The 11,116-nt window shown below is 43.8% G+C and carries 9 protein-coding genes and 2 pseudogenes; 8 read left to right on the top strand and 3 right to left on the bottom strand.

What is annotated here, in order from left to right:
* Positions 1–166 precede the first annotated feature (166 nt).
* On the top strand, positions 167–817 hold the full coding sequence (locus QZ565_RS05045; RefSeq protein ID WP_295526434.1) for a LysM domain-containing protein: 651 nt from the start codon (positions 167–169) through the stop codon (positions 815–817).
* An 87-nt stretch (positions 818–904) separates the two neighbouring features.
* Here the strand turns inward: QZ565_RS05045 and QZ565_RS05050 are convergent, their stop codons facing one another.
* The gene (locus QZ565_RS05050; RefSeq protein ID WP_295526437.1) at positions 905–1,768 is read right to left on the bottom strand and encodes a hypothetical protein; all 864 of its coding nucleotides are present in this window, start codon (positions 1,766–1,768) and stop codon (positions 905–907) included.
* Positions 1,769–2,069: 301 nt separating this feature from the next.
* On the opposite strand from QZ565_RS05050, the gene mnmA reads away from it, so the two are divergent.
* The 3 genes from mnmA (at position 2,070) to mnmG (ending at position 5,710) form a co-directional block, all read left to right on the top strand.
* The gene (gene mnmA / locus QZ565_RS05055) at positions 2,070–3,191 is read left to right on the top strand and encodes a tRNA 2-thiouridine(34) synthase MnmA (protein ID WP_001282953.1); all 1,122 of its coding nucleotides are present in this window, start codon (positions 2,070–2,072) and stop codon (positions 3,189–3,191) included.
* Between the two features lie 140 nt (positions 3,192–3,331).
* Positions 3,332–3,787: an NUDIX hydrolase gene (locus QZ565_RS05060; protein WP_295526444.1), complete on the top strand. Its 456-nt coding sequence runs from the start codon at positions 3,332–3,334 to the stop codon at positions 3,785–3,787.
* A gap of 9 nt (positions 3,788–3,796) precedes the next feature.
* Entirely contained in the window at positions 3,797–5,710 is a 1,914-nt protein-coding gene (mnmG, locus tag QZ565_RS05065) for a tRNA uridine-5-carboxymethylaminomethyl(34) synthesis enzyme MnmG (RefSeq protein ID WP_295526445.1), read from the top strand.
* Between the two features lie 211 nt (positions 5,711–5,921).
* On the opposite strand, the gene QZ565_RS05070 is transcribed toward mnmG, so the two are convergent.
* Together QZ565_RS05070 and QZ565_RS05075 are read right to left on the bottom strand one after the other, a co-directional pair.
* On the bottom strand, positions 5,922–7,601 hold the full coding sequence (locus tag QZ565_RS05070; RefSeq protein WP_295526448.1) for a ribonuclease J: 1,680 nt from the start codon (positions 7,599–7,601) through the stop codon (positions 5,922–5,924).
* A gap of 1 nt (position 7,602) precedes the next feature.
* A complete protein-coding gene (locus tag QZ565_RS05075) occupies positions 7,603–7,836 on the bottom strand; it encodes a DNA-dependent RNA polymerase subunit epsilon (RefSeq protein WP_000639572.1) in 234 nt (77 codons plus the stop codon).
* A 1,001-nt stretch (positions 7,837–8,837) separates the two neighbouring features.
* Here QZ565_RS05075 and QZ565_RS09300 point away from each other — a divergent pair.
* The 4 genes and pseudogenes from QZ565_RS09300 to tsaD all read left to right on the top strand — a co-directional run.
* Positions 8,838–9,049, top strand: a pseudogene (locus tag QZ565_RS09300) (hypothetical protein).
* 103 nt (positions 9,050–9,152) lie between these two features.
* Positions 9,153–9,836 carry a tRNA (adenosine(37)-N6)-threonylcarbamoyltransferase complex dimerization subunit type 1 TsaB gene (gene tsaB, locus QZ565_RS05080; RefSeq protein ID WP_295526451.1) on the top strand — a complete coding sequence of 228 codons (684 nt, stop codon included), beginning with the start codon at positions 9,153–9,155 and terminating at the stop codon, positions 9,834–9,836.
* Positions 9,833–10,270 (top strand): ribosomal protein S18-alanine N-acetyltransferase, encoded by a 438-nt coding sequence (gene rimI, locus QZ565_RS05085; RefSeq protein WP_295526455.1) that lies wholly within the window; start codon positions 9,833–9,835, stop codon positions 10,268–10,270. Before tsaB ends, rimI begins: the two co-directional genes overlap by 4 nt.
* Positions 10,260–11,087, top strand: a pseudogene (gene tsaD / locus QZ565_RS05090) (tRNA (adenosine(37)-N6)-threonylcarbamoyltransferase complex transferase subunit TsaD); the annotation flags it as partial. The gene rimI and the pseudogene tsaD, both read left to right, overlap by 11 nt.
* Positions 11,088–11,116 lie beyond the last annotated feature (29 nt).

Genomic DNA, 11,116 nt, shown 5'->3' on the forward strand with positions numbered 1-11,116 from the left:
CCTCTTTAATGTTCAAAATAGCATAAAAATAGACTCTTTTGTGACAAAAATGCCTTGTTTTATCAAATAAAAAAATAATTTTGTAATATTTCTACATAAAAGTGTTAAGAAATAGTAATATTTAAAAGGTATCATAGAGATATAGAAAGAAGGAGAACTTTTAAAAATGAAAACAACAACTAATAAAATCAAAACAACTATTGCAGGAGTAGCCGCTTTGTTTGCAGTATTTGTACCATCGTTTGTATCTGCTCAAGAATCAACAACTTATACTGTTAAAGAGGGTGATACACTTTCAGAAATCGCTGAAACTTATAATACAACTGTTGAGAAATTAGCAGAAAACAACCACATTGAGAACATCCACTTGATTCACGTAGGTCAAGAGCTCGTTATCGATGGGCCTGTGGCACCTGCTGCAACACCAGCGCCAGCTACTTATGCGGCACCAGCTGCTCAAGATGAAACTGTTTCAGCTTCAGTAGCAGAAACTACAGAAGTAGCAGAAGAAGCAGCACCAGCTGCAAGCGCACCTGCAGCAGAAGAGACAGTTACTTCAACAGAAGCTTCAGCACCTGCTGCAACTGTAAGCGGATCTGAAGCAGAAGCTAAAGAATGGATTGCACAAAAAGAATCAGGTGGTAGCTATACAGCTACAAACGGCCAATACATTGGACGTTACCAATTGACAGATTCATACTTGAACGGTGACTACTCAGCTGCTAACCAAGAACGTGTAGCAGATGCCTATGTTGCAGGACGTTACGGTTCATGGACTGCTGCTAAAAACTTCTGGCTTAACAACGGTTGGTATTAAGAAATAGAAAAAGAGCCTTTGATGGCTCTTTTTGTGTACTTTTATTCGACAAAAGATAATTTTTAAATAGTAGTAATAACAGATTGCTTACTGCTGACGAGATTCTGGAGTTTCTCTAGCTGAATTATTACTGTTAGCATCGGGAACTTCAGCATTATTATTGGTATTCGTATCTCCTTGGGTTCCTGCAGTATCAGTAGCTTGATCTCGTGTATTGGTAGCAGTGTTTCCCCCACTTCTAGTACTATCAGATGAATATTGCTCGCTTGCAGGTGCTTGTGAATTATATCTGTTCCCATTTGACTCAGTATAGCTTGGAGTGTAGCTACCTCCTTCTGAAGAATAGCTTTCTCTTCCCTCAACGTTACTAGTCGTTTCTGTTTCTTTTTTATTAGACTTTTGTTCTTCTTCCTTTTTGGTCAAGACTTCAACTTGCTTTTGGAATTTTGAAATCAGTTCTTGAATGGGTTTTATCTTTTCATCAATAGTGGCTTGTTCGCTTGTGGAGTTGACACTTTTAATAATTTCTAGTATTTTTTGTAAGGAAGTGATGGCTGTTTCAAGTGCTTGTTTATCTTCAAACTGGCTATCGGATTCCTTTATATCCAATTTTAAAGCTTTTTCAGTATAATGATTAGTGATTTTATCGGCCGTAGAAGTAAGAAAATCTGCTAATGTCTTTTTGCCTTCATCAGAGGTTGGCTTTAATTCTTGAATTTTTTTCCAATCCTCTATAATCGTTTCAGAATCAATATTGAAGTTTTTAATAGCATTTTTTACTTGTTCGATATCTTGTCCATTCTTATGTTGTTTGCTGAGAGCGATGTTCCCTCTCTCTGCTTGGATATGTTCTTGATGAATGACTAAACCTATTAAAAGTCCAAGACCTACAACAATAATGATAGTAAAAATAGTATTTTTTGATGTTAGAATATCTTTGTAGTTTTTCACAATCGTACTACGTACATGGATGGTAGTATCTTAAAGGGATCATGTACGACTTCCTCCTCATTACAGTATATCATTTTTAGCTTATTTTATAAATAAGTTTATAAATAGAATCGAGATTTAACTGTTCATTGCCCTTTTTGTAATTATATTTCTGTTTCTATCAAAGAGAATATCAGATTATCAGCCTCTTTCTTGTCTTCTCTAATCAAGCATGTTATAATGAATACTGCTCAAGCGACCTTCAATCGTGAAGCACACACGACCTTCAATCGTGAATAAACGAATAGATGGGAGACTTACCATGAGTGATAACTCTAAAACACGTGTTGTCGTGGGGATGAGTGGTGGTGTTGATTCATCGGTGACGGCTCTCTTGCTCAAAGAGCAGGGCTACGATGTGATCGGTATCTTCATGAAGAACTGGGATGACACAGATGAAAACGGCGTTTGTACGGCGACCGAAGATTACAAGGATGTGGCTGCGGTAGCAGACCAGATCGGCATTCCCTACTACTCTGTCAATTTTGAAAAAGAGTACTGGGACCGCGTTTTTGAGTATTTCCTAGCGGAATACCGTGCAGGGCGCACGCCAAATCCAGACGTTATGTGTAACAAGGAAATCAAGTTCAAGGCCTTTTTGGACTATGCCATGACTTTAGGAGCAGACTATGTAGCGACTGGGCATTATGCGCGAGTAGCGCGTGATGAGGATGGCACTGTTCACATGCTTCGTGGCGTGGACAATGGCAAGGATCAGACCTATTTCCTCAGCCAACTTTCGCAAGAACAACTCCAAAAAACCATGTTCCCATTGGGACATTTGGAAAAGCCTGAAGTTCGCAGACTAGCAGAAGAAGCAGGCCTTGCGACTGCTAAGAAGAAAGACTCGACAGGGATTTGCTTTATCGGAGAAAAGAATTTTAAAAACTTCCTCAGCAACTACCTACCAGCTCAGCCTGGTCGCATGATGACTGTGGATGGTCGTGATATGGGCGAGCATGCCGGCCTTATGTACTATACGATTGGTCAGCGTGGTGGTCTCGGTATCGGTGGGCAACACGGCGGTGACAATGCCCCTTGGTTCGTTGTCGGAAAAGACCTAAGCAAGAATATCCTCTATGTCGGACAAGGATTTTACCATGATTCGCTCATGTCAACCAGCCTAGAGGCTAGCCAAGTCCACTTTACTCGTGACATGCCAGAGGAGTTTACGCTAGAATGCACAGCAAAATTCCGCTACCGTCAGCCTGATTCTAAGGTGACCGTCCATGTCAAAGGAGACAAGGCAGAGGTCATCTTTGCGGAACCACAACGCGCGATTACACCAGGACAGGCAGTTGTCTTTTACGATGGCGAAGAGTGTCTAGGTGGTGGTTTGATTGACAATGCTTATCGAGATGGACAAGTTTGTCAGTACATTTAGATTGACAAATTTTCTCAATTTGCTACAATAATAAAAGCAATAGAAATGATGGTCAAAGCTCATGGATGTTGCAGGCTTTTTTGTCCTGCACTTCTTTGGAGTTTTGACTGTTTTTGTGTCGTTTAGAGGAAAGGACAAAAATGACTCAGCAAGACTTTCGGACAAAAGTGGGAGATACGGTTTTTGGCGTTCGAGCGACAGCCTTGATTCTTCAAAATCGCAAGCTCCTAGTCACCAAAGACAAGGGCAAGTATTACACTATTGGCGGTGCGATTCAAGTCAATGAAAGCACGGAAGACGCGGTAGTCCGTGAAGTGAGGGAAGAACTGGGTGTCAAAGCTCAAGCTGGGCAGCTAGCTTTCGTAGTTGAAAATCGTTTTGAACAGGACGGTGTTTCCTATCACAACATTGAGTTTCATTATCTGGTGGACTTGCTTGAAGATGCGCCTTTGACCATGCAGGAAGATGAGAAAAGGCAGCCTTGTGAGTGGATTGACTTGGATCAGCTCCAGAATATCCAGCTAGTTCCAGCCTTTTTGAAAACAGCCTTGCCAGATTGGGACGGCCAACTAAGACACATCCATCTTGAGGAATAGGAGAAAAACATGACTTATAATTTTACAGAAGAATACGATATTATTGTAATCGGTGCGGGACACGCTGGGGTCGAGGCTTCCTTAGCTGCCAGCCGTATGGGTTGTAAGGTCTTGCTTGCGACCATCAACATTGAAATGCTGGCTTTCATGCCTTGTAATCCTTCTATCGGTGGTTCTGCCAAGGGAATTGTTGTGCGTGAAGTCGATGCCCTCGGTGGCGAGATGGCCAAAACCATTGACAAGACTTACATCCAGATGAAGATGCTCAACACAGGGAAGGGTCCAGCCGTTCGTGCCCTTCGTGCGCAGGCTGATAAGGAACTTTACTCCAAGGAGATGCGCAAGACGGTTGAAAATCAAGAGAATCTCACCCTTCGTCAGACCATGATTGATGAGATTTTGGTGGAAGATGGCAAGGTTGTTGGTGTGCGTACAGCGACCCATCAAGAATATGCTGCCAAGGCTGTTATTGTGACGACAGGGACTGCCCTACGTGGGGAAATCATCATCGGAGACCTCAAGTACTCATCAGGGCCAAACCACAGTTTGGCTTCTATTAACCTTGCTGATAACCTTAAGGAATTAGGACTCGAAATTGGTCGTTTCAAGACAGGAACGCCTCCACGTGTCAAGGCTTCTTCAATCAACTACGATGTGACCGAGATTCAGCCAGGAGACGAAGCGCCTAATCACTTCTCATATACTTCACGTGATGAGGACTATGTCAAGGACCAGGTGCCATGCTGGTTGACCTACACCAACGGTACCAGTCATGAGATTATCCAAAACAACCTCCACCGTGCGCCTATGTTTACAGGTGTGGTCAAGGGAGTGGGGCCTCGTTACTGTCCGTCCATTGAGGACAAGATTGTGCGCTTTGCAGACAAGGAACGCCACCAACTCTTCCTAGAGCCGGAAGGGCGCAATACAGAGGAAGTCTATGTTCAAGGCCTCTCAACCAGTCTGCCTGAGGATGTCCAACGTGAGTTGGTTCATTCCATCAAAGGTTTGGAAAATGCAGAGATGATGCGAACAGGTTATGCCATTGAGTATGACATGGTCTTGCCTCATCAGTTGCGTGCGACTTTGGAAACCAAGAAAATCTCAGGACTTTTTACTGCTGGTCAGACAAATGGAACGTCAGGTTACGAAGAAGCTGCTGGCCAAGGGATTATCGCTGGTATCAATGCTGCTCTGAAAATCCAAGGCAAGCCTGAGTTGATTTTGAAGCGCAGTGACGGTTATATCGGAGTGATGATTGATGACTTGGTGACCAAGGGGACCATTGAACCCTACCGTCTCTTGACAAGTCGTGCTGAATACCGTCTCATCCTCCGTCATGACAATGCTGATATGCGTTTGACAGAGATGGGACGCGAGATTGGACTTGTGGATGATGAACGCTGGGCTCGTTTTGAAATTAAGAAAAATCAATTTGACAATGAGATGAAACGCCTAGACAGTATCAAACTCAAGCCAGTCAAGGAAACCAATGCTAAGATTGAGGAGATGGGCTTCAAGCCGTTGACAGATGCGGTGACAGCTAAGGAATTCCTTCGCCGTCCAGAAGTTTCTTACCAAGATGTGGTAGCCTTTATCGGACCAGCAGCAGAGGACTTGGATGACAAGATTATCGAATTGATTGAAACAGAAATCAAGTACGAAGGCTATATTTCCAAAGCCATGGATCAGGTTGCCAAGATGAAACGCATGGAAGAAAAACGCATTCCAGCCAATATTGATTGGGATGATATTGATTCTATCGCGACAGAAGCCCGTCAGAAGTTCAAACTGATCAATCCAGAAACCATCGGCCAAGCCAGCCGTATTTCGGGAGTAAACCCGGCAGATATTTCTATTTTGATGGTGTATCTTGAAGGTAAAAATCGTAGTATTTCTAAAACTCTTCAAAAATCAAAATGATACGTCGTCGGCTTCTTACGAATGAGTTCAAAGCTTGGCTTTGATTCATCTCCAGCCTCCCATAGTTCCCCGAACTATGGGAGCTAACTCAAGTTATGCTTTCGCCTAGCCTTCTAGTCTGATTTCGATTTTTATTGAGTTTTAATCTCAAAAGAAAGCATAGAAAAAACAGCTCCGAAGATGGGGCTGTTTTGTTGATTTTCGAAGAGTATTATTCTTCATCTGGTGTGAGGATCATTGGGATAATGATTGGTTCACGTTCTGTATTTTCATAGAGGAAGGGGCGAATGGCGTTGACAATGGCACCATTGACAGATTGCACGCTAGCGTCCTTATTTTTCAGTGCGATACGAATTGCATTGAAGAGGATGCGTTGGCTTTGGCGAATCAAATCACCAGACTCACGCATGTAGACAAAGCCTCGGCTGAGGATATCTGGACCAGACAGAATCATCTGCGACTTGAAGTCAACGGTTGCGACTGCTAGAACGACACCGTCCTCAGATAAATCACGACGATCTTTGAGGACAGCTGCACCGATTTCACCGATACGATTTCCATCGACATAGATGTCTTGGGCGTTGAAATGACCTGCGATACGAGCTGAGTCAGCAGTAAGAGCAAGAACATCACCATTGCTCATGATAAAGATATTGTCCTTCTCGACACCAGTATCCACTGCTAGTCCAGCGTGGACTTTTTGCATGCGGTATTCACCGTGGACAGGCATGAAGTATTTTGGCTTAATCAAGCGGAGCATGAGTTTTTGCTCTTGTTGGCCACCGTGTCCAGATGTATGGATATTGTTAATCTTACCGTGGATAACTTCGACACCAGCTTCTGAAATGATGTTAATCAGCTTGTTGACGCTAGTCGTATTTCCAGGGATTGGACTTGAAGAGAAGATAACCGTATCACCGGGTTGTAGTTGTACCTGACGGTGGGTTCCGTTGGCGATACGAGAGAGGGCTGCCATCGGCTCGCCCTGACTACCTGTACAGAGGATCAGAACCTCGCCTGCAGGGTAATCTTTGATTTCATTTGGCTCGATAAAGGTTCCCTTAGGAGCTTTGATGTAACCAAGGTCGATTCCGTTGACAATGGCCTTTTCCATAGAACGTCCAAAGACCGCAATCTTGCGTCCTGTCTTAACAGCGGCTTCAGTTGCTTGTTGGAGACGGAAGATATTTGAGGCAAAGGATGCAAAGATGATACGTCCTTCGATGCCTTGGATAATCTTCATGATGGACTGGCCAACGACTTTTTCAGAATTGGTAAAGGTTGGCACTTCCGCATTTGTCGAGTCAGACAGGAGACAGAGCACGCCTTCTTCACCAAGGGCTGCCATGCGGTGCAAGTCAGCAGGCTCTCCAACTGGAGTGAAGTCGAACTTGAAGTCACCCGTACAGACGATTTTTCCTTGAGGAGTATGGATGACAATCCCCAAAGGCTCTGGAATAGAGTGAGTCGTTCTAAAGAAAGTTGCCTTGAGATTTTTAAAGGTCAACTCAGTGTTGTGGTTGATTTCGTAAAGTTTGGCGTTGCGCAAGAGGCCGTGTTCTTCGAGTTTCCCACGGATCAAAGCCAAGGCAAGCGGCCCAGCGTAGATAGGGACATTTGCTTGTTTGAGCAGGAATGGAATCCCACCGATGTGGTCTTCGTGTCCGTGTGTGATTAAGACAGCCTTGACGCGGTCGATATTGTCCACGATGTATGAGTAGTCAGGAATGACATAGTCGATACCCAGCAAGTCATCTTCTGGGAATTTAATCCCAGCATCGACGATAATAATCTCGTCTTGGTATTCAATCCCGTATGTGTTTTTCCCGATTTCTCCCAGACCACCGATGGCAAAAACGCCGACTTCTTCAGGTTTAAGAGTGTAGGCCATATTAGAACTCCGTAATTTCGAAGGCGCCAGTTTCTTTTTCGTAATCTAGCAATTTGTCAGACAAGAGTTCGATATACTCGATATTGTACTCTGGGCGATTTTCTTCGACAAGTTGGCGAGCAGCGATACGGCCCTCAAGTTCTGAGCTGGCATCGATGTCTAGGTAAAGTGCGCGTGTTGTTTCACGACGTGGGCTACGTTCTTTTGTTTCTTGATAAAAAACTTTGTAAATCATATAGTTCCTTTCTATTTACAGGTCAGCTTATTCCAAACTTTTAGCAGATATTTGCTTGATTTCATTCCATTTTGTGTCTAGATTGACCTTGATTCGTTACAATTATTTCAATTATACCACAAAATGAAAAATTAGTAAAAGACGGAAACGAGAAAGTCGTGAGGGGAAGAGGGAGCAAAAGATAGATAGGATTCGTTCGGAGAGCGCTTAGGTGTTATAATTAAAGGGGAAATCTAAAGAGATAGTAGATTTAAGGGAGAATATAGTTCTAGTTTCATTAATCGTTGGTGTAGATGGTTGGGACAGAATGGTATCTTTGAAAAAAGAAAAAGCTCTTGAGAAATCTCAAGAGCAAATAAAAAGGCTGAGACAAAACTCGGGGATTTTCCTGGAGCAGTCCAGGTGGCAGCACCTCTACCTGAAGCGAATGCATCGCAACCTTTGAATGACTTGTCACCAAATCAAACTCGATCTCAGACTTTACTTAATTCTATCATCTATGAGGCTAAGAAGTCAATCTATAAGTATAACGATGTAGAAATAGCAAGATGGAGTGGAGTGCTTACTAAAAGGCAAAGACAAGCACTTAATTTAAGAGTAAGCAAAAAGAGAGGACCAATGGTAGTCAGGGGTCTTTACAGCTCAAAGCTGAAGGCAGTCCCACACCCGTACCAGAAGTTGGTACCTTTGAACGCTCTGTTACCAGTCGCCCTACGTTATCCTCTCAATATTTATATTTTACTATAACTTACTGAGGGAATCAACTTTAAAAGTATCAAAAAGCTCCTGACCGAAGTCAAGAGCCATCTAACACTGGGGGCGAACTAATCAATCGCAATTCCAGTTCTTTAGAAACCAAAGTTTCAGGGATAGCACCGCAACCCGAAGAGTCAACGACTCAACCTGATTTTCCTACCAGTGTTGAATTACATTTTAACATTGATAGACCAACATAGTCAACAGTTTATATAAAAATAGAAATACCAAAAGTAGGATTAAGAATGTTTAGTTTGTTTGAATTTGCGATAGGGTTGGCCTCTTGGTGTTTATAGTCTTTGTAGCCTGTGTCTAAGGGGGAATGCTCTGTTTGTATATCTGGGACACCGCAAAAAAATTCCTTTAGAAGCTTGCTTTTGTGACTCTCTACTCGCTTTTTCTCCTCCTCCTAACCTATGTAGTTTGGTTTGTATTTTACTTTGGATTAAATGCTTAGATGCCCTGCTCATGCTGGGGCATTTTTGTTTGGGGCAAAGAAAATTCCCATGTGCCAGCTTTTGTAGTATAATAGTAAGCAGACAAAAAGATAGGAATGTGTTATGAAAGTATTAGCTTTTGATACGTCCAGCAAGGCTCTTTCTCTCGCTATTTTAGAGAACAAGCAGGTTCTTGCCGAGACGACTATTAATATTAAGAAGAATCACAGTATTACCCTCATGCCTGCCATCAATTTTTTGATGGAGAGTTTGGATTGGACACCCAAGGATTTAGACCGAATCGTGGTGGCGGAAGGACCAGGTAGCTACACAGGTTTGCGAATTGCGGTAGCAACTGCCAAGACCTTAGCTCACACTCTGAACATCGAGTTGGTTGGTATGTCGAGTCTCTTGGCTCTGGTGCCATACCAACAAGAAGGCTTGTTCGTCCCCTTGATGGATGCGCGTCGCAACAATGTTTACGCAGGATTTTATGAAAATGCCAAACCTGTCATGCCAGAAGCGCACCTATCTTTTGAAGAGGTATTAGAAAAAGTCAAGGGTGCTAGTCAGGTAACCTTTGTCGGAGAAGTTGCCCCCTTTGTGGAGCAGATTCAAGAGCATTTACCAAGGACTAATTACAAAGAAACCTTGCCTAATGCAGCCAATCTTGCTCTTTTGGCCTGGGATAAGGAAGCAGAATCCTTGCACGACTTTGTGCCTAACTATCTCAAACGAGTCGAGGCTGAGGAAAACTGGCTCAAGGATCACACCGAGTCTGGTGAGTCCTACATTAAACGCCTATGATAGAGATTAAACGAATTCAACGGCAACCCGACTTGGCTCAAGCCATCTACGCTGTTATGATAGCTGTTTACCCAGTCAGTCCTTGGACGCTGGAACAAATCCAAGCAGACCTGTCCCAAGACCAGACTTGGTATGCTTTGGCTTATGATGGGGACGAAGTGATTGGATTTCTAGCTGTGCAGGAGAATCTTTTTGAAGCAGAAGTTCTGCAAATCGCTGTCAAACAAACCTATCAGGGTCAGGGGATTGCCTCGGCCTTGTTTGCTCAATTGCCGACAGATAAGGAGATTTTCCTCGAAGTCAGAAAGTCAAATCAACGAGCGCAAGCATTTTACAAGAAAGAAAAGATGGCAGTCATCGCTGAGCGAAAGGCCTACTACCATGATCCAGTCGAGGACGCCATCATCATGAAGAGAGAAATAGATGAAGGATAGATATATTTTAGCATTTGAGACATCCTGTGATGAGACAAGTGTCGCCGTTTTGAAAAATGACGATGAGCTCTTGTCCAATGTCATTGCTAGTCAAATTGAGAGTCACAAACGTTTCGGTGGCGTAGTGCCGGAAGTAGCTAGTCGCCACCATGTCGAGGTCATTACAGCCTGTATTGAGGAGGCGCTAGCAGAAGCAGGGATTACCGAAGAGGATGTGACAGCTGTGGCGGTCACCTATGGACCGGGATTGGTTGGAGCGCTGTTAGTTGGTTTGTCAGCTGCCAAGGCCTTTGCTTGGGCACATGGACTTCCGCTGATTCCCGTTAACCACATGGCTGGTCACCTCATGGCAGCTCAGAGTGTGGAGCCTTTGGAGTTTCCCTTGCTAGCCCTCTTGGTCAGCGGTGGGCACACAGAGTTGGTCTATGTTTCTGAGGCTGGTGACTACAAGATTGTTGGGGAAACCCGTGATGATGCGGTTGGTGAGGCCTATGACAAGGTCGGTCGCGTCATGGGCTTGACCTATCCAGCCGGTCGCGAGATTGATGAGCTAGCTCATCAGGGACAGGATGTGTATGACTTCCCACGTGCCATGATTAAGGAAGACAATCTGGAGTTTTCATTCTCAGGTTTGAAGTCTGCCTTTATCAATCTCCACCACAATGCCGAGCAAAAGGGAGAAAGCCTATCTACAGAGGATTTGTGTGCTTCCTTCCAAGCAGCAGTTATGGATATTCTCATGGTTAAAACCAAGAAAGCTTTGGAAAAATACCCTGTTAAAACCCTAGTCGTGGCAGGGGGTGGGGCAGCCCACAAAAACCCCTGACGAAACACCGACTGTGAAAA

The organism is uncultured Streptococcus sp. (assembly GCF_915066115.1).
Lineage (GTDB): Bacteria > Bacillota > Bacilli > Lactobacillales > Streptococcaceae > Streptococcus.